We start from the raw sequence: 23,494 nt of genomic DNA on the forward strand, positions 1-23,494 counted from the left end.
CGCGCAGCGCGACGCGGCCCGATCGATTCACCCGCCGCGAACAGGGACTCGCCGTGAGCACCGCGGAGCCGCCCCCGCGCGGTCACGCGAGAGCCGTCACGGGTCCTCGCGCAACGCAGGCGATCGCGCGACGCATGCGTCACCGCAGCGCCGTCCTCGATGCCGCGATCGCGCCGCCTCGCCCTCGATCGTTCATCGCCGACGGGCCGCCCGACGCCGGCGTCCATCGTCGCAACGCGCGCCGTGACTCACCCTCGCGTCCTCACCGGCGATCGCTCCGCCTCGCGCGCGCCTCGCCGCGGCTCTCACTTGCGGGCGCGTGGCCTCTCGCCGCCGTCATGTTGCTGCGGCCCGCGCACGCTCGCCACGCCGAGGAACCCACGCAACCACGCGTGACAGCGCGGCAGCACCTGCTCCGGCGTCAGCGACACCGCCTCCGGCATGTGCAGCAGCAAGATCTCGGCGACGCGCTGCGGCGCCCACGACTGCCGCGCCACCCACTGCCAGTCGGCCGCGACCTGCCCCCGGCGCTCCTCGGGGAACGCCGCCTCCGGGCGGCTCAGCGCCAGCAGCAGCGCGTGCACATCGTTTCGCCGGATCTCCGTGCGCGTCGGCACCAGCCGGCGGTCGACCGCATATAAGAGGATGACCACCACGAACGCCGCCAGGCGCTGCAGCCGCGGCTCGGACTCCGTCGCCGCCCGTGCGCGCGCCAGCTCGAGGTCTCGCGCCAGCTCGGGCGCCCCGTCGGGCGTCAGCCGACTCGCCAGCTCGAGCGCCGCGTCGATGTGAATCAGCCGCGGGCTCAGGTTGCCGGCGCTGCGCGGGCCGGGCGGACGGGTCTCGCCGAGCTCCGCGAGCAGGGCTCGGTCGAGCGCCGCGTCGAGGTCCTGATCGCGGGCGAGCACGACCTCGAGCACCTCGCGCTGCAGCAGCTCGTCGTCGGCGGCGAGGCTCACGAGGGCCAGCTCGAGCAGCAGCGCGCGCTGGAACAGATCTCGCACCGTCCGGACCTCGGGCGGCGGGGTCTCGGCGAACAGCGCGGCGGTCGTCACCGGGCACGCCGCGCCGCCCTCGGCGAGCACGTAGCCGAGCGGCGCGGCGCGCAGCAGCGGCAACGCGAACGTGCCCCACATCTCCTGCAGCCCGGCCAGCGCCTCGAACAGCGGCCGCGGCCGGATCGCGTGGTCGTCGACCTCGAACAGCCGCTCGCGCCCCGGCAGCCCGCGGTGCAGCACGAACGCGTGCTCCGGCCGCCACCAGCCCGCGCGGCGCCCGAACACCAGCAGCCGCGCCATCGCGTCGTCGCGCTCGCCGGCCGCGCCCGCGGCGAGCGGCGCCAGCCCGTCGGGCACCTGATCGCGGACCGCCGCCACCGGGCACCCGCCGGCCGCCCAGCCCTGCGCCGCCGTGCGCAGCGCCGCCTCGCCGACCGGCGCCAGCGCCGGGTCGCGGCCCAGCGCGTCGCCCAGCTCCGGGTGATCGTGGACCCCCGCCGCCGCCACCAGCGGCGCGACCCACTCGGCCCGCTCGCTCGCCGCGATCGGGCTGTCGCGATCGGCGACGATGCGCGCCATGAGCAAGCGGTGTGCCGGCCGCCCCGGCTCGAGCACCGCGAGCAGCTGCCGCTGCATCGCCTCGAGCGAGTCGGGCGCGACCTCGGTGCGGGCCAGCAGCACCAGCAACATCGCCAGCGTCACCGGCCGGCGCGCCAGGGCCCGCCGCGCCGGCGAGCCGTCGATCGCCGCCCGCACTCGCACCGCCGTCGCCGGCTCGAACGCCCCCGGCAGCCGCACCCAGCGATCGACGAAGCGGTCGATCGCCGGCCGCGCCAGCGGTTGCAAGTACACCCGCCGCAGCGTCCCCGCCGCGCGCAGCGCTTCGAGCTCCGGCACCTCGGGCGAGCGCGTGGTCAAGAGCACCGGTGCCCCCGCCGCGCACAGCTCCGCGGCCCACCGCGCCGCCGCCTCGCGCTCCGGCTCCGGCAGCTCGTCGAGCCCGGCGATCAGCACCAGCGGCCGCTCGCGGCGAGCTCGCAGCTCGGCCGCGTTGAACCCCGGCGCGAACGCCCGCCGCACGTCGTGCTCCACCAGCGACCACCAGCGCTCCAGCGCCTCGGCCACCGTCTCGCAGCTGTCCCAGCGGACATCCATGCCGAGCATCCCCAGCGGCCCGCGCACCGTCCGTCCGCACACCACCAGCGGCACCGGCAGCGCGTCACCCAGCCGCGCCCGCGCCCCGGCCGGGCCGCACAGCCCGAGCAGCAGGTCCTGCACCAGCGTGCACCCGCCGGCCCGCGTCGAGCCGACCGCCCACAGCGGTGACATGGCCGATGGGTCATGTCCTTGGAGACATGTCTCGAGGGACTGACCGCACTCCGCCAGCGTCGCCTCGTCGTCGTCGTCGTCGGCGACCGGCGCCGGCCCGACCCGCAGCGCGCGACACAGCTCGTGCCACACCACCGCCTGGTCGGGCGACATCAGGTCGTCGATGAACGACTGCCCGAGGCGGAGCTCCAACCACTGGCGGTAGGTCTCGTCGGCCGCGGGCATGCCGGTGGATCGTGCCCTACCCTCGGCGGGAGCGCCAAAACCCCGGCTCCACCGGCGAGTTCGCCCGGGCCTGCCGACCCGTGTCCGTCCGCGCGCACGCACCGCCGGCCTCGCACGAGCCCGTAAGCGCGCCCGCAGGTGGCCCCCGGGCGGGGGCGAGGTCGTCGGCCCCCGCTGCCCGTGGAAGTGACCTCGGTTCGGCCCGGAAGCGCTTCGGACCGCGCCGCGTCGACGGCGCGCCTCAGCGCGCCGCGCGGAGGTCGTGGGCCAGGTTGTCGAGCAGACAGTCGAACCCGCCCGCGAGGTCCGGGTTGCAGACCGACTCGAAGCAGCAGCGGCTCCGCCCCTCGTCGCCCGGCGTGCCTGGATCGTCGGCCACATCGAGCGCCTCGCACAGCTGACGGATCCGCCCCGGCGGCAACCCGTGACCGGTCGCCTCGCTCGAGCACCCGGGGCCGATCCCGTAGTCGAATTCCAGCTGTTCCGGAGAGTCGAACTCGCCCGGCAGCAGGTCCTCCGGCGCCCATCCGCGGTGCACCAGATCGCCGATCCCCGTCAGCGGGATCCCCGTCACCACCAGCATGTGCACCGGCTTGTCCTCCACCCCGCCGAGCACATCGACCAGCAGCTCGGTGTAGCGCGAGATCGGCTGCAGCACCCCCTTCTCCTCCGGCACGCACGAGTCGTACGCCAGATCGGGATCGCTGTCCTCGCAGGTCATGCTCGCGTTCCAGCAGACCGCGCTGGTCGGCTCGCTCTTGTTCCCCGGAACGCCCTGCGAGTCCTCCCAGAACACGTTGAACTCGGGGTCGTCCACGTTCTTGGGATCGAAGTGACGCAGGTCCAGCGCCGAGCAGTCGGTCTCGTCGCTGACGAGCACGATCGCAAGCGCCGCCCCCGGGCGCAGGAACGGCTCGGGCGCGGTGTTCCACGCCGCCGACGGATCCAGCGCCTGCAGCATCGCCTCGAGCGGCGACTCGATGCCGCAGCCGTCGATGCCCTGCGGCATGATGCACTGCAGCGCCCGGATCACCTTGTCGCCGTCGCCGCCCTCCAGCACGTTGTCGCCCTCGGGCGTGAAGTGCACGAAGGGATCGCTCGGCACCTCGAACTGTCCCTCGGGACAGGCATCGAGGCACACGTCCGGCCGCGACGGCACGTTCGGGCCTAAGCCGGTGAAGCGCTCGAGCCGCTCGGCGCACGCGGTGGCGATCGGCGCGCCCATGGCCGGGAAGTAGTCGGGCTTGGCGAACGGCGCGCACAGCGGGTGGTCCATGTCCGTGGTCGTCACCATCACGTGGACGTCGGGCCCCACCGGCACGCCGTCCTCGCCGACCAGCTGGCGCAGCCGCGTCACCAGGTGCGGCAGCGCGGCCACCAGATTCTTCTGCTCGTCGGCCATCCCGGCCGAGTTGTCGATCACGAACAGCAGGTCGAGGCGGTTGCACCCGCCGGTCGCCGCGCAGGCATCGGGCTCGCCGGTGGTCGGCTCCGGCCCCCCGAAGTCGAGCCCTCCGGGGAGCGTCGAGCTCGTCGTCGTCCCCGTGGTCCCCGGCGCCCCGGACGTCGTCGGCGGCCCGTCGACGGTCGTCGTGCCTTCGCTGGTGGCCGCGCCGGAGGACCCTGCCGTGTCGGTCGCCATCTCCGGCGCCCCGGGACCACACGCGAGCAACGACAGGAGCACGGCGGGAGCGAACGAGGCGGCGCGCATGAGAACTTCCATTTCACCTCGTATCACGGCGCGCCCGGACGCCCTCACGCTGTTGGCGTGCGCTCGCGTCCACGCTGGCTCTGACGGAAACTCATTCGCTCGGCCAACCTCGCCAAGCCGTGGACGACGCCCCCCACGCGCTCCGGGCACGCTCTTCGCCGCTGTTCGACCTGTCTTCAAAGCCATCCGAGGCGCGGCCGAATCGGCCTGACTCAGGGCACATCTCACCCGCGCCGAACGACCTGTCCCGACGGACACATTGCCCCGCGACGATTACCTCTCGGAGGGACGTGCACCGCGCGGCGCACCGATATGCTGTGAAAGCCACCCGCCGCGAATCTATCTATCCCGAAGGACACATCGAAACGCCGCTTACCGACCTGCCCTGAAGGACACATCGAAACGCAACGTACCGACCTGCCCTGAAGACCTGTCGTCCCCCCTCGACATGACCTGAAGAACACCTCGCGGCCGCGAGACATGTCCCCAAGGACACCCCCGCGCCGCCACGAGCCTCGCGCCGCCGACCTGTCCCCGGGGCCAGCTCAGCTCCGCCGCCGCGCGAGACATGTCCCCAAGGACACCCCCGCGCGCCGCCACGAGCCTCGCCGCCGACCTGTCCCCGGGGCCAGCTCAGCTCCGCCGCCGCCGACGCAGCCCCAGCAGCCCGCCGAGCAGCCACCACGGGGCAGGCTCCGGCCCGCTCGCGCAGCCGCAGCCGCGGCGCTCTTGCGGGCACGTCGTCGCCAGCGCCGCAGCACCTGCCGCGGCCGGCCCCGGGCTGCCCTCGCCGGTGTGCGACCGGGCCCCCGCCACTCGCAGCCCGCCGACCCCCAGCTCGTCCAGCAGCGCGCCCGCGTCCTCGACCTGGTCGAGCAACCACAGCAGGTAGCGTACGTCGACGATGATGTTGCGCGAGCGCTCGCTGTAGCCGAAATCGCCGGCGATGTTCTCCCACACCCGGTCGAAATTGAGGCCGATGAATTGCCCGCGGCCGTTGATCACCGGGCTGCCGGAGTTGCCGCCGGTGGTGTCGGCGCTCGACAGGAAATCGATCGGCACGTCGCCGAGGATCGGGTCGGCCCAGTACGTGTCCCTGGCCTTCGGGACAGCCGCGAGCACCCGCTCCGGCATCGTGAACGGCTCCTCGCCGGTGACCTTCGCCAGCTGCCCCGACAGCGTCGTCTGCGGGGTCGCCATCAGCCCCTCGCGCGGCTTGTAGCCGGCGATCGACGCGTACGACAGGCGCAGCGTGCCGTTGGCGTCCGGGTAGACCGGCCCGGAGCGGACCTTGCGGAGCATCGTGAAGTAGGCCGGGCCGAGCCGCGACAGCACCCCCGCGCGCGTCTCGCCCCGCGCCTCGGCCGCCTCGATCGCCGGCGCCAGCGCCAGCGCCAGCGCCACGATCGGGTCGCCGCTGGCCGCCAGCGCGGCCGGGTCGGCGGCGTCGAACAGCCCCTTCGCCTTGCCCTCGCCCAGCAGCTTGGTGCGCGCGATCAGCTGCCGTGCCTGCTTGAGGTAGCGCTCGCGCCCCGAACCTGTCTTTGCGTCCATGTCCTTGAAGGCAGCCGCGCCGAGCACCCCCACCATCTTCGCCGCAGCTGCCTCTGGGGACATGTCCTTGAAGGCATACAACTTCCAGCCGGCCGGCAGCGCCTGCGCGCGGGCGATCACCGACGCCAGCAGGTGGGCCTCGACCTCCGGATCGAAGTCGCGGAGGCGCCGCTCCTGGCGGTCCCACAGCTTCTTCTCGTTGCGGTCCATGTAGCCCGCCGAGCGCTCGAGGTCGGGCTTTTGCCGCTCGCGCGCGCGGCGGACCAGGTCGATCGCCAGCCCCAGCAGGTTCGGCCCGTTCGGCACCTGCTCGAGCAGGTAGTCGTGGGCGAAGCTGTCCTTGCGGTCCTGGCTGAGCGCGCGCAGGGCCGGCAGCACCTTCTGAAACGCGCGGTCGTCGGCCTCCGCGGCCCACTTCTCGAGCGCGGCCTCCTCGGCGCGGCGGCGCTCGAGCAGGCCGATCGCCGAGAACCCGGCCAGCATGCCGCGGGCGTTCTTCAGCCGGTTGGCCAGGCTCTTCTTGCTCGACGCCACCTTGATCCCGCGCGCCTTGTCGGTCGCGCCGAGCTCCTCGAGGATCGCCACCCACTCGCCGAGCAGGTCGATGCGGGCCGGGAAGATCTGCGACTCGTGGCGCTCGACCTCCGACAGCGGCAAGTAGCGCTCCGTGTTGCCCGGGTAGCCGAGCACCGCCACGAAATCGCCGGCCTTGACCCCCGTGTGCGCCACCGGCAGCCACGCCTGCGGCTTGTAGGGCACGTTGGCCTCGGCCTTGTCCGCCGGCTCGCCCGCGGCGCCGACGTACGCGCGCAGCAGCGTGAAGTCGCCGGTGTGGCGCGGCCACATCCAGTTGTCGACCTCGCCGCCGAACTCGCCGATCGCCGCCGGCGGCGCGTACACCAGCCGCACGTCGCGGAGCTCGCGGTAGGTGAAGCGCTGGAACAGGCTCATGTTGTAGAACGCCGCCACCTCGCAGCGCAGCCCGCCGCCCGGCTTCTCGCAGGCGTCGACGAGCTGCTTGCGGGCGCGGTCGATCGCCTGCGCCCGCGCCCGGTCGTCCTTCAGCGCCGACGCCTCGGCCAGCACCTCGGCGGTGACGTCGTCGATGCGCTCGAGCACCCGCACCGTCAGGCCCTTGCCCGCCAGCTCCTCCGCGCGTGTGCGGGCCAGGAAGCCGTCCTTGAGGTAATCGTGCTCGACGCTGCTGACGGCCTGGATCGCCCCGTGCGCGCAGTGATGATTGGTGGCGATCAGGCCCTCGGCCGACACGAACGCCGCCGAACAGCCCGACAGGTTGACGGCCGCGCGCATAAGCCCGGTGTTGTCGCTCCACAGCTGCTCCAGCGGCAGCTCGAGGCCCATCGCGCTCAGCTTGCCGCGGTCGAGCTCGACGATCTGGCCCGGCATCCACTGACCCTCGTCGGCGCGGGCCGGTGCGGCCGTCAACGCGACGACGGCGACGAGCCCGAGGCAGCGGGCGGAGCGCGACAGGACGAGGTGCGGCCGGGTGTGCATCCCGGCCACCATAGCAGCGCGAGATCGGCGCTCAAAGCCCGACGATCGTGCGCGCGCGGCGAGCGAAGCCGAAGTGCAGCCCGGCCAGCTCGAGGAACTCGACCATCACCATCACGGGCCCCATCAGCCACGAGATCGGCCGCTTGAGCAGCGCCGGCTTGTTGCCCTCGATGCGGTGCCCCGCGATCTGGAACGCCCAGCCGATCGTCCACCCGATCACGAACATCTTCCAGCTCAGCGTCGCCACCGCGCCGACGCCGGTCACCACCAGGATCGGCACCCCGAACATGTGCGTCAGCCGATTGAGCGGGTGGCGGTGCTCGTGCAGGTAGTACGCGAACTCGCGGGTCCAGAACTCGTCGATGCTGGCGATCCGATTCAGGGTGCTCACGGGTCCTGTTGTATCGCATCCCCGGCGCCGCTGGCACACCCCGCCTGCGCGCCGGCGCGCCAGCCCACACCTCGCGGCGCCGGGCGAGACCACCGGCCACGCACCGCCGCCCGCCGGCTCGTCGCCAGTACCGGCTCGCATCCCGCCGGATCTGCCAGCGCTCCCGCGACTCGCCGGCTCCGCGATCCGGGAGAGCGCGACGCCCGACCGCCTGCTCCGGCCGAGGCGGTCCGGCGCGACGCGACGTCACCGGCTCCTGACCGCCGCGGCGGCCTGTGACCGCAGCATCGCCGCCGCCGGCGGAGGCGGCATCTGTCCCTTCGGACAGCTCGGAGATCTCGGCGGCCCGCGCCCGCCGGTCGGCCGCGCCCCGATCCGGCGCTCCAGGACGCCGCTGCCGGCGGCGAGGACGGCGGCGCCACGGCGTCGCCGCCTGACTGGCGACGTCACCGAGCTCGGGCGACGACGTCGCCGCCGCCTCGCATGGGACCCCGCGCACGGACAGCTGCCCGGCGGCCATCGCGGTCGGCGAGCTCGACGAGCGGGCCTCGGAACGCGACGCGTCGCCCCCATTTTTCCGTCGACGTCGCGGCCCGAAGGATCCATAGTTCGCCCGCGTTGGACATGGCAAAAGCCCCCTTTCCCGAGCCGCTCTCCGAAGCGGCGCGTCGTTGGCTGCTTCACCTCGCCCGCCGGTCGTTGCGAGACGCCATGGCCGTGAAAGACCCGGACGCCAGGGATCTGGCTATCGGCGAGGCCGAACGCCCTGACGACGACCCGCGGCTCGAGGCCCCGGCGCGGGTGTTCGTGTCGTGGCACGACGTCCGCGAGTTGGTCGGTTGCATCGGCTCGCTCGAGCCGTGGCCCAACCTCGAGCAGGCTGTCGTGCGCTACGCGGTGCAGGCCGGCCTGCACGACCCGCGGACCTCGCCGGCCCGTCCGTCCCGCTGGCACCGCCTGAACGGCGAGATCTCGATCCTCGGCGAGCCGCAGCAGCTCGAGGCCGTCGGCTTCGACGCCATCGCCGAGGCCATCACGCCTGGACGCGACGGCGTCATCCTCGGCATCGGCTCGCGCCAGGCCGTGTTCTTGCCGGTGGTGTGGCGCCAGTTGCCGCGCCCGCACGACTTCCTGGCCGCGCTCATGCGCAAGGCCGGGCTGTCGCCGGTGCACGACGGCCCCCGGATCCGCGCCCGCGTGTTCCTCACCGAGACCTTCGGCGAGCCCGTGCTCGCCCCGGCGCACCCGGGTCCCGCTGCCAGCCACGCCGGCGGTCACTCGCTGCTCGTCCAGTACGTCCACTGACCGCCGCTCGCGGCTACTTCCTTAAGTAGGTCACCACCGCGGCTCGCCTCTCCGGCGAGCCGCTGGCAATTCAGGGGTCGAGGTCCGGGCTCGACGACCGCCGAGCCGCTGCGAACCCGCCGAGAGTCGGACCGTGAATTCGACACACGGCCCGCGCTCTCACCGTCCCCGCGCCGCTCGTGCTCCGCCCACGCGCGCCCGCTTGCGAGCTGCGCGGCCGATCTGCGGTCGCCGTGCGCCTCGCCCCTCGCCGCGCCTGTGATTCTCGCTGTCACGGCCTCCATCGCGCGCTGCGACCGGTTTGGCGCGCCCTGGGGGTGGCGGGCGCGCGGTCGGAAACCTTGCGGGTCCCCGCGGGCCCGTGTCACAGTTGCCGCGCCAGCGGGCCTTTTCGCGCATGTGCGCGGCGGGGCCCGCACCACCTGCGAGCTTCTACTCATGCGTACGATCCTCATCGGCCCGCCCGGCGCCGGCAAAGGCACCCAGGCCCAGTTCATCGTCAAGACCCACGGGATCCCCCACATCTCCTCGGGGGACATGCTGCGTGAGGCGGTCCGCACCGGCACCGAGCTGGGCAAGCAGGCTGACGCGGCGATGAAGCGCGGCGACCTCGTCACCGACGACGTGGTGATCGGCATGGTGATCGAGCGGATCCAGCGGGCCGACTGCGCCCGCGGGTTCTTGCTCGACGGCTTCCCGCGCACGCGGCCGCAGGCCGAGGCGCTGGACGTCGCGCTCGCCGCCGCCGGCGTCGGGCTCGACGTAGTCGTCCTGGTCGAGGTCCCGGACTCGCTGCTCGTCGAGCGCGTCACCGGCCGGCGCAGCGACCCCGAGACCGGCGCCATCTACCACCTCAAGTTCAACCCGCCGCCGGTCGAGGTCGCCGGGCGGCTGGTCCACCGCAACGACGACTTCGAGGTCGCCGTCAACGCGCGGCTCGACAAGTACCACCGCGAGACCGCGCCGATCGTCCCGTTCTACGAGGCCAAGGGCCTGCTCAAGCGGATCGACGGCGTCGGCGCGCCTGACGAAGTCACCGCGCGACTGCTGGCGGTGCTCGGCGCGCCGCGAACGGCCGGCTGAGGCGGAACCATGTCGAAGGTCCCCTACCTCGCGCCGAACTTCATCACCGTGGGCGCCATGGCCTGCGGTCTCGGGGCGATGCTGCTCGCGCACCGTGGGGACTTCGTCGCGGCCGCCTGGCTGCTGCTGTTCTCGACCTTCCTCGACCGGGCCGACGGCTTCGTCGCGCGCCGCCTGCAGGCCACCAGCAGCTTCGGCGTGCAGATGGACTCGTTCGCCGACTTCTTCAACTTCGGCGTGGTCCCGCCGTTCATGATCTTGACCGCGCTGAGCTCCACCCCTGGCCTGCCCTTCGGGACAGGTTCGGGCCTGGCCTGGGCGCTCCTCGCGGCCGGCTTGTGGCTGGCCGCCGCGGCCGTGCGGCTGGCCCGCTTCAACGTCCTCAGCGACGCCGGCACCACCGACAAGACCATCTTCCACGGCGTGCCGACCACCCTCGCCGCCGGCTTGCTGGTCAACTGGTTCCTGGTCTGCCTCAAGTACGGCGGGCCCGACAACCCGCTGGCCGCGCCCGACCGGTTCGCCGAGGGCCGCCTGTTCGGCGACCTCCTGCTCGGGCCGGGCGTGTGGGCCGCGTTCCCGTGGGCGATGATCGCCGGCGCCCTGCTGATGGTCTCGAACCTGCGCAACAAGAAGTTCGGGGCCCTGAGCGCGCGCTGGGCCAACCTCGCCGTCGCCGCCCTCTCGCTGGTCGCGTTCGCCTTCATGGTCATGCGCGTCTACCCCGAGTTCATGGTCCTGCTGCCGTCGACGTGGCTGGCCATCTGGCTGGTGTGGGGCCAGATCGGCCCGGGCTACCGCGGCCAGCCCAAGCCGCCGCTGTTCCCCGTCGGCGACGAGTAGCTGCCTGTCCTCGCGGACATGTCCTCGGGAGCCTGTCCTCGGGAGCCTGTCCTCGCGGACATCTCGCTCCGCCCAAAAACACGAAGGGACATGTCCTCACGGACATGTCCCTTTCGACGCTCCAGGCTACGCGAGCCCGTCGCGGATCACGCCGGGATGGCGCAGGCGCCGATGTTCTCCTGGCCCGGAGGGGCCATGCCCTCGGTGTACCAGGGCACGCACTCCTGGCCGTCGGCCATGCCGGGGCAGGTGTTGGGCTCCTGGACGTTGCAGTACGAGCTGCAGCAGCCGTCGGCGTTGTCGCAGCCGGGCACGGACTCGGGCGTGGCGCAGTACAGGCCGTAGTCGCACACGTTGATGTAGGCGCACGGGTCGCCGTAGGCGCCCATGTCGCCGCTGGCGTCGAAGTCGCAGATGAACTGGTCGAGGCCGTCGAAGAAGCAGATCTGGCCCGCGGGGCAGCTCTGGATCAGCGGGTCGCAGGTCTCGAGGCAGAGGATCAGCACCCCGTCGTTCGACACGTCGCAGGTCTGGCCCATGTCGCACGACGGCGTGTCGGGCGTGCCCTTGCACATGTCGATGCACGAGCCGTTGTTGTTCTCGTCGAAGTACCAGCACAGCAGGCCGATGTCGCAGGTGTCGACGCCGCTGACCGCGCTGCCCTCGACCGTGCACGGATCGCCTTCCTTGCCCGGGTTGGCGTCGATCGGCGAGCACTTGGTGGCGTTCCACGAGCTGGCGCCGTTGTCGGCCCACGGCATGCACTTCTGGCCCGACGGGCAATCTTGCGTCCACACGTCGCACTCCTTCACGCCGCCGCCGCCGTCGGGCGGGGTGATGAAGGAGCCGTCGGTGGTGTCGGGGCCGACGCTGGTGGCGCTGTCTTCGGTGGTCGTCGGGTTCGGCGCCGTCGTCGTGACCGGGTTGGTCGAAGTCGTCCCGTCGCTCGTCCCGCCGCCGGTCGACGTGTCGCCCTCGGTCGCGTCGTTGGTCGGATTGGTGCTCGGGTTGGTCGCGTTGGTCCCGCTGCCCTTCCCATCGTCTTCTTTACAGGCTCCCAGCGCCAGCGCGGCGCCGATGACAGTGAATCGAACGTAATTGAGCATGGTCTTCTCCTGTGGCCGGCGCGTCCGGCGCTAGTGTTGCGATGATTGGCCAAAGCGCGCCAGGACGCAAACCCGAACCCGCCGAGTGGTCCGAGGTTCGATCGGCCTCGACGGTGCAGCCGACAGCCGGGCGCCGAGCGCCGCTGCCAGCCGCTGCACGAGTCGCAGGGCCTGCGTGCTGCAATCGGGTCCAGGATCCCCACCGACCGGCCACCGCCCGGGACGAGCGCAGGACAGGTTCGGCGGCCCGTCGCCGTCTCTAGCCGAGGGCGTAGATCATGTTCTTGGTGCCAGCCGCCGCGCAGGTCGCGTGGGCCACTGCCTTGAGGCCCGGCGTCGCCACGAATTTGCGGTCCTTGAACACCTTGAACGGGTAGCGCTCGCGCAAAGCGCGATAACGCGCCTGCTCCTGATCTCGCAGACGGTCGCGCAGGAGCGGCGAGAGCGGGTCGTTGCTGCGTTCCTCGCGGATGTCGAGCGCGGCCGAGTCGGTGGCGAACGCGGCGAGCAGCTCGGGCCGCTCGTGCTCCGCCGCGCCGGCGCCGACCGACCACGCGTGCCACTCGCGGCCCAGCGCGTCGTCCGGCGCCTCCGCCGTACGCATCACCTGGACCCCGCTGCCGACCGGCATGGCGAACAGCACCGGCCCGATCACCCCGCGCTGGACCTTCTCGACGCTCACCCCCTCGACCCCGTGCAGGCGCATGAACAGCGCCTCGGCGTCGAGGTCGGCGCAGCGGTAGACCATCGCCCCGAACGCCTCGCTCGCGGCTGCCGTCTCGCCGTCGTGGGCCAGGTCGATCACCTTGCGCCGCCACAGCGACGACACCTGCGTCAGCTCGATGCCGAGGCGCAGGTACACCCCGCTGGCGTCGAGCTTGGTCAGCTCGATGCGGAACGCCGCGGTGCCGCTGGCAGGATCGTGGCGGCGCAGCAGCACCCGCTGGTGATCGACCGGCGCCAGCTCGCGGTCCTGCAGCTTCTCGTAGTAGCCGTGCTTGGCCGCCAGGCGGGCGAACACCTCCGCCTCGCCGGCGCGGGCCTCGAGCGCGGCGCGGTCGCCCATGCGCGCCAGCGACTCGCGGGCCACGCTCTTGTCGGTCAGCGCCCGCGTGAAGCTGGCCAGGTTGGGCAGGCCGGCGCGCGAGTCGACGAACAGCTCGCCGTGGAGCCCGAGGCGCAGCGACTCTGCCAGCGTCTCGAGCGACTGCTGCAGCGGGCGGCGCTCGGGGAACGCGTTCGAGAGGCGGGCCGCGTGCAGCGAGCGACCGAGCAGGTCGAGGTAGGTCGCCGCCTCGGGCAGGACGAGCGCCTGGGTGTGGAGCGCGACGACCGTCATCGCCACCTCGGCGCGGGCCTCAGGTCCCTGACGGCGACGACGCCGGCGCCGCCGGGGCCGCGGCCCGCTTGACCGCCTTGTCGACGGCCGCCTGGATGCGCGCGTCCTCGATCTCCTTGGACTTGCGGAGGTTCTCCTCGAGCACCGACGAGGTCTTCTCGTCGAAGGTGTCGAGCTCCTTGACGAGCTCGTCGAGGTTGCTGCGGAAGAAGATCTGGGTGTCGCTGACGAACTGCGTGGTGACGTTCATCGACTCGGTCATCACGTCGAGGCTGCGCTTCATCTCGAGCATGACGGTCGACGCGTCGGCGGCGCGGCCGATCGCCTGGATCTGGGCCGACGCCATGTCGAGCTTGATCGACGACGCCGTGGTGTACTGCTGGATGTCCTGCGCCAGGTTGCGGATCGTGTCCGCCAGCTTGCGGGTGTTCTCCTTGAGCCGGGCGTAGCGCTCCTCGGCCGAGCCGTAGAGCAGCACGTTGGACGAGTGCTCGGCGAGCTTGGCCCGGACCTTGTCGATGTTGGCCTGGATGTCGCGCTGCTCGACGCTGCCGGCCTCGACGGCCTGCTCCTCGCCCTCGAGCTGCTCCTGGACCTGCTTCAGCTCGAGCACGTAGTGCAGGGCCTCGCGCTCGTTCTTGGCCATCTCGACGATCCGCACGTTGATGCGGTCGATCTCTTTGTAGAGGTCCTGCTCGCTCTGCTTGAGCGTGTCGACGTATTCGGCGGCCTCTTTCACGCGGCGGGCCGAGACCTGGTACTGGGCCTTCAGCAGCTCCTCGATCGAGCGCTGGCTCATGCTCATCGACCCGAGCCCGGGGATGAAGCTGAGGACCTCCTTGAACCCGGCCCAAAACCCGCCCTTGACCGCCGTACCATCGAGGTAATCGCTGAACTTGCGCAGCTTCTTCAGCTCTTCGGCCATCGCGTTCTGGATGGACACGTTGCGCTCGCGCAAGACCTTGAGCTCGTCGACCTTGTTGTCCTGGATCGTGCGTTCTTTTTGGATGTCCGTCTCGAGCGACTTGACGGAGATCCCTTCACCGGAGTACGCGACCTGGCGACTCAGGACGTCGAGGTTTGCCTTCGAACTCATCGTGGCCGAAGGTTGACACAAATCGGCGCTCAAGGGGGGCGGCAAGTCGCGCCGCGAGCCTCGCGTCGGCTCTGCGCCCTCGCGCGCGCCGCGGGTCCGACGCGACACCCTCGGCGGCCGGCCGCGTCGCGTCGCCGAGACCTCGCGCGACGAGCCGCCGTGAGACCTCGCAGATGCCCGCGCGGGCGAGCCGCCGCCGTCTCAGCGCGACGCCGCCTGTCCGCCGCGCGATCTCCGCAGCAAAACCATCGCGGCCGCGGCGTCCCGTTCGTTGTCACGAACGCGCAAACGAGTATGCTGCGGCCGGCCTATGGATATCGAATCCACGCTCAGCGGGCACAACCTCGCCTTCCTCGAGGCCCTCTACGAGGCCTACGAGCAGGACCCGAACTCGGTCGATCCGCAGTGGGTGCCGATCTTGCGCGAGCTCAGCGCAGGCGGCGGCAAGGCTCCGAAGGCGCTGCAGGTCGACAGCCGCGAAGCCGAGCAGTTGCTGCTGCAGAGCCGCGTCGACAAGCTGATCGAGCACTACCGGCTGCACGGCCACACGGCCTCGCAGATCGACCCGCTGGGCCGCCCGCGCGAGGCCCCGGCGGCCGGCCTCGACCCGGCCTACTTCGGCCTCGGCGACGAGCACATGGACCGCGAGTTCGACCCCGGGATGCTGATGCCGGGCGGGCGCGGGACCCTGCGCCAGATCTTCGCCAAGCTGCAGAAGACCTACTGTCGCAGCATCGGCGTCGAGTACTGGCACATGCAGAACCTCGAGCAGCGCACGTGGCTGCAGGCGCGCATGGAGGCGTGCGAGAACAAGGTCGTGCCGCCGCCGGCCGAGCAGCAGCGGCTGCTCAACCAGCTGGCCGGCGTCGAGGACGTCGACAAGTTCCTGCACACCAAATTCCTCGGCGCCAAGCGCTTCTCGGTCTCGGGCGCCGAGTCGATGATCTCGCTGGTCGACACCGTGATCGAGGAGTCGGCCGAGCTCGGGGTCGGCGAGGTGTGCATCGGCATGGCCCACCGCGGCCGGCTCAACGTGCTGATGAGCATCATGGGCAAGCCGTTCGAGGACGTGTTCCTCGAGTTCGAGAAGTCGAACCACCCGGAGGAGCTGCTCGGCTCCGGCGACGTCAAGTACCACCTCGGCCACTTCCGCGAGTACAAGACCTCGCGCGGCCACGACATGTACCTGGCGCTGGCGTTCAACCCCAGCCACCTCGAGGCCATCACCCCGGTCATCGCCGGCCGCGTGCGCGGCAAGCAGGACCAGATCGGCGACGCCGACGGCAGCCGCGTCATGGGCCTCACGATCCACGGCGACGCCGCCTTCATCGGCCAGGGCGTGGTCCAGGAGAGCCTCAACCTGTCGCGCCTCGAGGGCTACCGCACCGGCGGCAGCGTGCGCGTGGTCGTCAACAATCAGGTCGGCTTCACCACCGACCCGAGCGACGCCCGCTCGACGCCCTACGCGACCAGCATCGCCCACATGCTCGACGTGCCGATCTTCCACGTCAACGGCGACGACGTCGAGGCCGTGGTGTGGGTCGCCAAGCTGGCCGCCGGGTTCCGCCAGCGGTTCAAGAGCGACGTCATCGTCGACCTGGTGTGCTTCCGCCGCTTCGGCCACAACGAGGCCGACGACCCGACCTTCACCCAGCCGGTGATGTACGACCTGATCAAGACGCACCCGTCGGTGCGCACGCTCTACCAGCGCGAGCTGCTGGCCAGCGGCACCATGGGCGTCGCCGAGGCCGAGGCGATCGACACCGCCTGGCTGGCGACCTTCGACCGCGCGCTCGCGGTGGCCCGCGGCGAGTACGCCCACAAGACCCGCCTGCGGCCGATGCACGGCGTGTGGAGCCAGTACCGCGGCGGCCCCGACCGCGACACCCCCGACGTGCCGACCCGCCTGCCGCGCGAGCAGCTCGACGCGCTGGCCGAGCGGATCTGCCGCTGGCCGGCCGACTTCAACCTGCACAGCAAGGTCCAGCGGTTCACGTCTGAACTCAAGGACATGTACTCCGGGGCAGCCCCGCTGACCTGGCAGGCCGCCGAGCTGCTGGCCTACGCCAGCCTGCTCCAGTCGGGCCACCAGGTCCGGTTCTCCGGCCAGGACGTCCAGCGCGGCACCTTCAGCCACCGCCACGCCGTCTACACCGACACCAAGAGCGGCCGCTCGTGGTCGCCGCTGTACGAGCTCGGCTCCGGCCAGGCCCGCTTCGAGATCTTCAACAGCCCGCTGTCGGAGTACGGCGTGCTCGGGTTCGAGTTCGGCTACAGCATCTGCTCGCCCGAGTCGCTGATCGTGTGGGAGGCCCAGTTCGGCGACTTCGCCAACGGCGCCCAGATCATCATCGACAACTTCATCGTCGCCAGCGAAGACAAGTGGAACCGCCTCAGCGGCCTGGCGCTGATGCTGCCGCACGGCTACGAGGGCCAGGGCCCCGAGCACTCGAGCGCGCGGCTCGAGCGGTTCCTGCAGCTGTGCGCCGAGGACAACATCCAGGTCTGCAACCTCACCACCCCGGCGCAGGTGTTCCACGCGCTGCGGCGGCAGGTGCTGCGGCCGTGGCGCAAGCCGCTGATCCTGATGTCGCCGAAGAGCCTCCTGCGCTCGCGGCCGTCGTTCTCGCCGCTCGAGGTGTTCACCGACGGCGGGTTCTCCCGCGTCATCGACGACGAGCGCGCCGACCCGTCGCAGGTCGAGCGCGTCATGCTGTGCAGCGGCAAGATCTTCTACGACCTCGCCGACGAGCGCGAGCAGCGGAAGGAGGGCCGCGTCGCCATCGTCCGCGTCGAGCAGCTCTACCCGTTCCCGGAGGCGCCGCTGCTGGCGGTCCTGGCCCGCTACCCCGGCGTGCGCGAGCTGTGCTGGGTGCAAGAGGAGCCGCGCAACTCCGGCGCGTGGACCTTCATCCGCGGCCACCTCGGCGACGCCCTCGCCGCCCGCGACCTCCGGCTCCCGCTCAAGTACATCGGCAGGGCCGCCAGCGCCAGCCCGGCGACCGGCTCGCCCGACAGCCACGCCTACGAACGCAAGCTCATCCTCGAAGAAGCCTTCGCCAACCTGCCCGAAGCCGCCCGGAGTGCCGCCAATGCCTAGCCCGATCAAAGTCCCGCCGCTCGGCGAGTCCATCACCGAGGCCATCGTCTCGTCCTGGCGCGTCAAGGCCGGTGACCGCGTCACCGTCGACCAGCCCCTCGTCGAGCTCGAGACCGACAAGATCACCGTCGAGGTCCCCTCGCCCGCCGCCGGCGTCATCACCGAGCTCTCCGCTCAGCAGGGCGCCAAGGTCAACGTCGGCGACACCATCGGCGTCATCGGCGACGCCGGCGCCGAACCTGCCCCTTCGGACAAGTCGCAAACGCCAGGTGCTTCAGGACAGGACTCTTCGGACAGGTCCCAACAGTCAGCCAAGGCCGAGGCCAAGGCCGAGACCAAGCCCGCGGCGCAAGCAAAGGCCGGCGGCGAGCCGATGCCGGCCGCCCGCGCCGAGGCCGGCCGCACCGGCGTCGAGCTCGAGGGCGTCGAGGGCACCGGCCGCGGCGGCCGCGTGCTGAAGGAGGACGTCCAGCGCGCCGCCCAGGCCAAGGACACCAAGCAGCCGGCGCCCGCCGCCGAGGCCAAGCCCGCCGCGAGCAAGCCGGCCGCCGAGGCCAAGCCGGCCGCCCCGTCTGCCCCGCGCCCGCAGGCCAGCGGCCGCGAGGAGATCGTCGCCATGACCCCGCTGCGTCGGCGCGTCGCCGAGCGGCTGGTCCAGGCCCAGCAGACCGCCGCGATCCTGACGACCTTCAACGAGGTCGACATGTCGGCCGTGTACCGCCTGCGCAACAGCTACAAGCAGGGGTTCGTCGACAAGCACGGGGCCAAGCTCGGCTTCATGTCGTTCTTCGTCAAGGCGGCGGTCTCGGCCCTCAAGACCTACCCGGCGGTCAACGCCGAGGTCCGCGGCGAAGACATCGTCTACAAGCGCTACTACGACGTCGGCGTGGCCGTCGGCGGCGGCAAGGGCCTGGTCGTGCCGGTGGTCCGCGGCGCCGACCAGCTCGGCTTCGCCGACATCGAGAAAGAGATCGCCCGCCTGGCCGTGCGCGCCCGCGAGAACAAGCTGACGCTCGACGAGCTCAGCGGCGGCACCTTCACCATCTCCAACGGCGGCATCTACGGCTCGATGCTGTCGACCCCGATCCTGAACCCGCCGCAGACCGGCATCCTCGGCCTCCACAACGTCGTCGAGCGCCCGGTCGCCGTCAACGGCCAGGTCGAGATCCGCCCGATCATGTACCTCGCGCTGTCCTACGACCACCGCCTGGTCGACGGCCGCGAGGCGGTGCAGTTCCTGGTCCACGTCAAGGAGCGCATCGAGGCGCCCGAGCGGCTGCTGCTCGACGTCTGACCTTTCAGGCATGTCCTCTCCGACAGGTCCGTAACACCATGTCCCAAGAGACCTTCGATCTCGTCGTCATCGGCTCCGGCCCCGGCGGCTACGTCGCCGCCATCCGGGCCGCCCAGCTCGGCCTGCGCACCGCCTGCGTCGAGAAGGATCCGACCCTCGGCGGCACCTGCCTCAACGTCGGCTGCATCCCGAGCAAGGCGCTGCTCGAGTCGAGCGAGCGGCTCGTCGCCGCGCGCCTGCACTCGGCCGAGCACGGCATCAAGATCGGCAGCGTCGAGCTCGACCTGCCGACGATGCTGGGTCGCAAGGACAAGATCGTCAAACAGCTCACGGGCGGCGTCGCCGGCCTGCTCCGCAAGCACAAGGTCCACTGGGCCAAGGGCCTCGGCAAGATCGTCGCGCCCGACCGGGTCGAGGTCACCGGCGAGGCCACCGAGGTGCTCCAGACCAAGCGGATCCTCATCGCCACCGGCTCGGTGCCGGCGACGATCCCCGGCGTCGCGTTCGACGGCGACCGCATCGGCCACTCGACGCACGCGCTCAGCTACCCGGCGGTGCCCGAGCACCTGATCGTCATCGGCGCCGGCGTCATCGGCCTCGAGCTCGGCTCGGTGTGGGCCCGCCTCGGCGCCAAGGTCACGGTGCTCGAGTACATGCCGACGCTGCTGCCGATGATGGACCCCGACGTCAGCAAGGTCGCTGCCAAGCTGTTCGCCAAGCAGGGCCTCGACATCCGCCTCGGCGTCAAGGTCACCGGCGCGACCCGCAAGGGCGACAGCGTCGAGGTCGCCTATGCCGGGGCCGACGGCCAGGCGCAGACGATCACCGGCGATCGCGTGCTCGTGGCCGTCGGTCGCAAGCCCAACACCGAGGGCCTCGGCGCCGAGGCTGTCGGCGTCCAGCTCGACCGCCGCGGCGTCATCCAGGTCGACGCCCACTACGCGACCGCGGTGCCCGGCATCTGGGCGATCGGCGACGTCATCCCCGGGCCGATGCTGGCGCACAAGGCCGAGGAAGAGGGCATCGCCGCCGTCGAGGGCATGGCCGGGCTGCCCGGTCACGTCAACTACGACGCGATCCCCAACATCATCTACACCCACCCGGAGATCGCCAGCGTCGGCAAGACGGAGCCCGAGCTCAAGCAGGCGGGCGTCCCGTTCCGCAAGGGCAGCTTCCCGTTCCTCGCCAACGCGCGCGCCAAGGCGCTCGGCGAGACCGACGGCCTGGTGAAGATCCTCGCCCACGCCGAGACCGACCGCGTGCTCGGCGTCCACATCATCGGTCCGCGCGCCGGCGACCTCATCGCCGAGGCCGCGGTCGCCATCGAGTTCTCGGCCAGCGCCGAGGACATCGCCCGCAGCGTCCATGCCCACCCGACCCTGTCCGAGGTGGTCAAGGAGGCCGCGCTCGACGCAGGCGGCCGCGTGATCCACATCTGAGCCCGCGCGGGGGTACCCGCCCGACGGCCTCCAGGGGTCCCCTGGGGGCCGTTTTGCGCGCCTGCAGCCCGCCGTGATCTCGCGGCCCGCGCCGTGTTAGGCTGCCCGGGTCATGCGGCGCCAGGCCCCCATCAAGCGCTCGAGCACCGGTCAGCGGACCATCGCCGGCTCGAAGTCCGCCGATGTCGCCAACCTCGACGATCGCCCGCTGTCGATCCACATCACCCGCGACGGCAAGCACCTCGTCGTCCCGCTGCCGTACGAGCTGTGGATCCTCGGCGTCAACAGCTTCGAGGTCGTGCGCACGATCGAGTGCGCCAACCCGGAGCCGTCGGTGAGCGAGGGCGCCAAGGACGGCCAGCTGTGGATCGGCGGCCATCACCTCTACTTCGGCAGCGTGTTCTCGACCGCGCTGACCAAGGTCGGCAGCAAGCTCGGCGACTTCGTCGATCGCGTGGCCCTGGTCCGCGGCGGCGTGCTGTGCGGCGTCGGGGCGACCGGCGAGATCCTGTTCGACGTCGACAAGGAGACCCCGCTGCACCGGCGCAAGGTGTCGGAGCGGGTCGTCACCGGCCTCGTCAACCTCGACGGGCGCGCGCTGTGGGCCGACGGCTCGAGCACCGCGTGGCTCATCGATCCCGATCGGCCCTCCGGCTACACCCAGCTCAAGCTGCGCGCCACCAGCCCGACCGAGGTCGACGCCGAGGGCATCGCCGCGCTCGGCGCCACCACCACCGGCCGCGCGATCCTCTGCGCCCGCGACGGCGCGGTCGCCTGGACCGGCAAGCACCTGCGCGTCGACGGCGAGCGCTTCCCTCGCCTCGCCGCGCGCCAGGCCGCCCCGCTGGCCTGCGGCGGCGACGAGCGCCACGTCTACGTGCTGCGGCCCAAGGGTCTGCTGCAGCGGTTCCTCATCGAGCAGCCCAGACCCCAACCTGGCGAAGAGGACAGCTTCGTCCCGCTGCCCGAGGCCGAGGAGACGCGGCTGCAGTGGCCGGCGACCTGCATGCTGGTCCTCGGGACAGGTCACGGCGCGGCCCGGATCGTGCTCGGCGGCCCGCAGGCCGAGGGCATGCTCGGCCGGCTGTGGCGCGTCGATCCCGACGCCCTCACCTGGCAGAAGGTCGCGCCCGGCAAGCGCGCCCTCGTCGAGCCGCGCCCCGCCGAGCCCGAAGAGGCCAACAAGCGGCCCGACTTCACGCCCACCCGCAGCAAGCTGACCGGCGCCCCGATCTCCGCGCTCAAGGTCGACGCCGTGCTCGCCGCCGACCTCGCGCAGGTGTTCGTCAGCCACGGCCACGGCGCGCTGCTCGAGCGCCCGGTCGTGCGCCGTCCGGCCAGCGATGTCCTGCCCGGCGACGCCCTGCTGCTGCCGGCGATGGTCCGCTTCCACGAGGGCACGGCGCGCCCGGCCCTGGTGCTGTGGCCCGGCACGCCCGACGCGGGCCGCGAGCCGCCGCCGCTGCGCTGGCTGGCGTGGGCCGACAACCCGCGCGGGTGGATCGAGCTGACGACGCCGGAGATCCGCAAGCAGGGCTGGTCGCGCGCCGACGTGTTCCCGCTGCAGGTCGCCGTCGCCGCCGCGCCCGCGGTCGCCGGCAACCGCGAGCCGATCCCCGACAAGTGGGTCGACCCCGAGCTGTTCGCCGCCCTCGCCCGCGAGTGCAAGAAGCTGCTCAAGGTGCTCTGGGAGTAGTCGTCTACATGTCCCCCGGGGCATGTCCTGAAGCGCATGCGCCATAGGACATGTCCTCAGGAGCATGTCCTGAAGTGACCATCGGTGCGACGCCCCTCGGCGTCGCCCTCGCGCCGCGGAGGCCGGACTCCGGCTGACGCAGGCCTCGCCCGCGAGCGGGCACGAAAAAGGGCGGCGCGGTCGCCCGCGTCGCCCTCGTGTGCGCGAGCGCGGCGGATCAGCCGGCGATCACGGCCTTCACTTCTTCGGTCGTGAGGGTGTGGTTCTGGCTCTTGGCGAAGTTGAACACCCGGTCGACCAGCTCGTCGGACGGCTCGTAGCCGTGCTCGCGCAGCCAGAAGATCACGTTGGAGCGGCCGCTGTAGTGGCCGATCTCGATCTCCTGCTTGCGGCCGAACACGCGGGCCGGCACCGACGAGTACACGCGGTCGGCCAGGTCGTGGTCGCCGGTCTTGGTCGCCTTGATGATCGCGGCCGCGTGCACGCCGGTGGCCGTGCGGAACGCGTCACGGCCCGCCAGCGGGTAGCTGGGGTGGATCGGCACGCCGGTCGACTCGCTGATCTTCTCGACGTACTCGACCAGGCACGACAGGTCGTGCTGCTTGGGGTCGAGCTGGCCGAGCAAGTACAGGTTGAGCAGCAGCAGGTCGAGCGAGCAGTTGCCGACGCGCTCGCCGATGCCGAGGCCGCAGCCGTGCACGCGGTGGAAGCCCCACTCGAACGCGTAGAGCCCGAGCACCAGGGCCAGGCCGCGGTCGTTGTGACCGTGCCAGTCGAGCTCGACGGTCTCCTCGAGGTCCATCGAGCGCAGCACCCCGCGCGTGAAGTTGAGGAGGTTGCGCAGCCCGTCGGGCGTCGCGTGGCCGCAGGTGTCGCACAGCACCAGCCGCCCGGCCCCCGCCTCGAGCGCGGTCCGGAACAGCACGTCGAGCGTCTTCGGGTGCGAGCGCGTGGTGTCTTCGGTGACGAAGCCGACCGGCAGCCCGTGGTCGACGCCCAGCTTGACCGCCTCGTGGGTGTGCTTCTTGAGGCGCTCGTTGTCCCAGCCCTCGGTGTAGCCGCGGATCGGGCTCGAGCCGATGAACGTCATCACCTCGATCGGCACGCCGACCTTCTGCGAGATGTCGATGATCGGGTGGATGTCCGAGGCCACCGTGCGCGCGGCGCAGTTGGCCGTGATCCGCAGCTTCTCCTCGACGATGAACCGCAGGAGGCGCTCGACGTCCTCCTGCGCGCGGCGACCCGCGCCGGGCAACCCGAGGTTGACCGCCTGCACGCCCATGCGATCCATGAGCCGCACGAGCTCCATCTTCTGCTCGATCGAGGGGTCGCGCACTGACGGCGACTGGATGCCGTCGCGGATGCTCTCGTCGACGAAGCGAGGCGCTCGCCGCAGCAGCGGTCCGGTCCGCTCCTTCTCGTTCCAGTCGTAGATCAGGGCCGCCGTGTTCGCGTGGGTCGTCGCCATGG

Annotated in this window: 15 protein-coding genes; 7 read left to right on the forward strand and 8 right to left on the reverse strand. The window is 71.7% G+C overall.

Features of this window, described 5'->3' with window-relative positions; translation table 11 throughout:
- Positions 1-305 precede the first annotated feature (305 nt).
- The 4 genes from POL25_RS26785 to POL25_RS26800 form a co-directional block, all read right to left on the reverse strand.
- Positions 306-2,552 (reverse strand): hypothetical protein, encoded by a 2,247-nt coding sequence (locus POL25_RS26785; RefSeq protein ID WP_272089045.1) that lies wholly within the window; start codon positions 2,550-2,552, stop codon positions 306-308.
- Between the two features lie 241 nt (positions 2,553-2,793).
- Entirely contained in the window at positions 2,794-4,263 is a 1,470-nt protein-coding gene (locus POL25_RS26790; protein ID WP_272089046.1) for a hypothetical protein, read from the reverse strand.
- 633 nt (positions 4,264-4,896) lie between these two features.
- Positions 4,897-7,332 (reverse strand): S46 family peptidase, encoded by a 2,436-nt coding sequence (locus POL25_RS26795; RefSeq protein ID WP_272089047.1) that lies wholly within the window; start codon positions 7,330-7,332, stop codon positions 4,897-4,899.
- Positions 7,333-7,363: 31 nt separating this feature from the next.
- Positions 7,364-7,723: a DUF962 domain-containing protein gene (locus tag POL25_RS26800; RefSeq protein WP_272089048.1), complete on the reverse strand. Its 360-nt coding sequence runs from the start codon at positions 7,721-7,723 to the stop codon at positions 7,364-7,366.
- Positions 7,724-8,347: 624 nt separating this feature from the next.
- On the opposite strand from POL25_RS26800, the gene amrA reads away from it, so the two are divergent.
- From amrA to POL25_RS26815, 3 genes are all read left to right on the forward strand, one after another.
- Positions 8,348-9,028 carry an AmmeMemoRadiSam system protein A gene (amrA, locus tag POL25_RS26805; RefSeq protein ID WP_272089049.1) on the forward strand — a complete coding sequence of 227 codons (681 nt, stop codon included), beginning with the start codon at positions 8,348-8,350 and terminating at the stop codon, positions 9,026-9,028.
- 438 nt (positions 9,029-9,466) lie between these two features.
- Positions 9,467-10,111 carry an adenylate kinase gene (locus tag POL25_RS26810; RefSeq protein ID WP_272089050.1) on the forward strand — a complete coding sequence of 215 codons (645 nt, stop codon included), beginning with the start codon at positions 9,467-9,469 and terminating at the stop codon, positions 10,109-10,111.
- Positions 10,112-10,120: 9 nt separating this feature from the next.
- On the forward strand, positions 10,121-10,954 hold the full coding sequence (locus POL25_RS26815; RefSeq protein ID WP_272089051.1) for a CDP-alcohol phosphatidyltransferase family protein: 834 nt from the start codon (positions 10,121-10,123) through the stop codon (positions 10,952-10,954).
- Between the two features lie 146 nt (positions 10,955-11,100).
- Here the strand turns inward: POL25_RS26815 and POL25_RS26820 are convergent, their stop codons facing one another.
- From POL25_RS26820 to POL25_RS26830, 3 genes are all read right to left on the reverse strand, one after another.
- Positions 11,101-12,060, reverse strand: coding sequence for a ribulose phosphate epimerase (locus tag POL25_RS26820; RefSeq protein ID WP_272089052.1), 960 nt, complete (start codon positions 12,058-12,060; stop codon positions 11,101-11,103).
- Between the two features lie 259 nt (positions 12,061-12,319).
- Positions 12,320-13,399 (reverse strand): hypothetical protein, encoded by a 1,080-nt coding sequence (locus tag POL25_RS26825; RefSeq protein WP_272089053.1) that lies wholly within the window; start codon positions 13,397-13,399, stop codon positions 12,320-12,322.
- Between the two features lie 19 nt (positions 13,400-13,418).
- The gene (locus tag POL25_RS26830; RefSeq protein ID WP_272089054.1) at positions 13,419-14,495 is read right to left on the reverse strand and encodes a hypothetical protein; all 1,077 of its coding nucleotides are present in this window, start codon (positions 14,493-14,495) and stop codon (positions 13,419-13,421) included.
- Between the two features lie 310 nt (positions 14,496-14,805).
- Here POL25_RS26830 and POL25_RS26835 point away from each other — a divergent pair, with 310 nt between their 5' ends.
- From POL25_RS26835 to POL25_RS26850, 4 genes are all read left to right on the forward strand, one after another.
- Positions 14,806-17,595, forward strand: coding sequence for a 2-oxoglutarate dehydrogenase E1 component (locus POL25_RS26835; RefSeq protein WP_272089055.1), 2,790 nt, complete (start codon positions 14,806-14,808; stop codon positions 17,593-17,595).
- Positions 17,588-18,889 carry a 2-oxoglutarate dehydrogenase complex dihydrolipoyllysine-residue succinyltransferase gene (gene odhB / locus POL25_RS26840; RefSeq protein ID WP_272089056.1) on the forward strand — a complete coding sequence of 434 codons (1,302 nt, stop codon included), beginning with the start codon at positions 17,588-17,590 and terminating at the stop codon, positions 18,887-18,889. Before POL25_RS26835 ends, odhB begins: the two co-directional genes overlap by 8 nt.
- Positions 18,890-18,927: 38 nt before the next feature.
- On the forward strand, positions 18,928-20,328 hold the full coding sequence (gene lpdA / locus POL25_RS26845) for a dihydrolipoyl dehydrogenase (protein ID WP_272089057.1): 1,401 nt from the start codon (positions 18,928-18,930) through the stop codon (positions 20,326-20,328).
- A gap of 112 nt (positions 20,329-20,440) precedes the next feature.
- On the forward strand, positions 20,441-22,024 hold the full coding sequence (locus tag POL25_RS26850; RefSeq protein WP_272089058.1) for a hypothetical protein: 1,584 nt from the start codon (positions 20,441-20,443) through the stop codon (positions 22,022-22,024).
- A 217-nt stretch (positions 22,025-22,241) separates the two neighbouring features.
- Here the strand turns inward: POL25_RS26850 and POL25_RS26855 are convergent, their stop codons facing one another.
- Positions 22,242-23,492 (reverse strand): LeuA family protein, encoded by a 1,251-nt coding sequence (locus tag POL25_RS26855; protein ID WP_272089059.1) that lies wholly within the window; start codon positions 23,490-23,492, stop codon positions 22,242-22,244.
- Between the last annotated feature and the right edge of the window lie 2 nt (positions 23,493-23,494).

Origin of the sequence: Nannocystis bainbridge, assembly GCF_028368995.1 — a bacterium.
GTDB lineage: Bacteria > Myxococcota_A > Polyangia > Nannocystales > Nannocystaceae > Nannocystis > Nannocystis bainbridge.

What these genes read in the sequence shown, in the direction of transcription:
- POL25_RS26850 (WP_272089058.1), top strand. Translation starts at nt 20,441, where the DNA reads ATGCGGCGCCAGGCCCCCATCAAGCGCTCGAGCACCGGTCAGCGGACC.
- POL25_RS26830 (WP_272089054.1), bottom strand. Translation starts at nt 14,495, where the DNA reads ATGAGTTCGAAGGCAAACCTCGACGTCCTGAGTCGCCAGGTCGCGTAC.
- lpdA (WP_272089057.1), top strand. Translation starts at nt 18,928, where the DNA reads ATGTCCCAAGAGACCTTCGATCTCGTCGTCATCGGCTCCGGCCCCGGC.
- POL25_RS26835 (WP_272089055.1), top strand. Translation starts at nt 14,806, where the DNA reads ATGGATATCGAATCCACGCTCAGCGGGCACAACCTCGCCTTCCTCGAG.
- odhB (WP_272089056.1), top strand. Translation starts at nt 17,588, where the DNA reads ATGCCTAGCCCGATCAAAGTCCCGCCGCTCGGCGAGTCCATCACCGAG.
- POL25_RS26820 (WP_272089052.1), bottom strand. Translation starts at nt 12,060, where the DNA reads ATGCTCAATTACGTTCGATTCACTGTCATCGGCGCCGCGCTGGCGCTG.
- POL25_RS26790 (WP_272089046.1), bottom strand. Translation starts at nt 4,263, where the DNA reads ATGCGCGCCGCCTCGTTCGCTCCCGCCGTGCTCCTGTCGTTGCTCGCG.
- POL25_RS26810 (WP_272089050.1), top strand. Translation starts at nt 9,467, where the DNA reads ATGCGTACGATCCTCATCGGCCCGCCCGGCGCCGGCAAAGGCACCCAG.
- POL25_RS26815 (WP_272089051.1), top strand. Translation starts at nt 10,121, where the DNA reads ATGTCGAAGGTCCCCTACCTCGCGCCGAACTTCATCACCGTGGGCGCC.
- POL25_RS26855 (WP_272089059.1), bottom strand. Translation starts at nt 23,492, where the DNA reads ATGGCGACGACCCACGCGAACACGGCGGCCCTGATCTACGACTGGAAC.
- POL25_RS26825 (WP_272089053.1), bottom strand. Translation starts at nt 13,399, where the DNA reads ATGACGGTCGTCGCGCTCCACACCCAGGCGCTCGTCCTGCCCGAGGCG.
- POL25_RS26795 (WP_272089047.1), bottom strand. Translation starts at nt 7,332, where the DNA reads ATGCACACCCGGCCGCACCTCGTCCTGTCGCGCTCCGCCCGCTGCCTC.
- POL25_RS26785 (WP_272089045.1), bottom strand. Translation starts at nt 2,552, where the DNA reads ATGCCCGCGGCCGACGAGACCTACCGCCAGTGGTTGGAGCTCCGCCTC.
- amrA (WP_272089049.1), top strand. Translation starts at nt 8,348, where the DNA reads ATGGCAAAAGCCCCCTTTCCCGAGCCGCTCTCCGAAGCGGCGCGTCGT.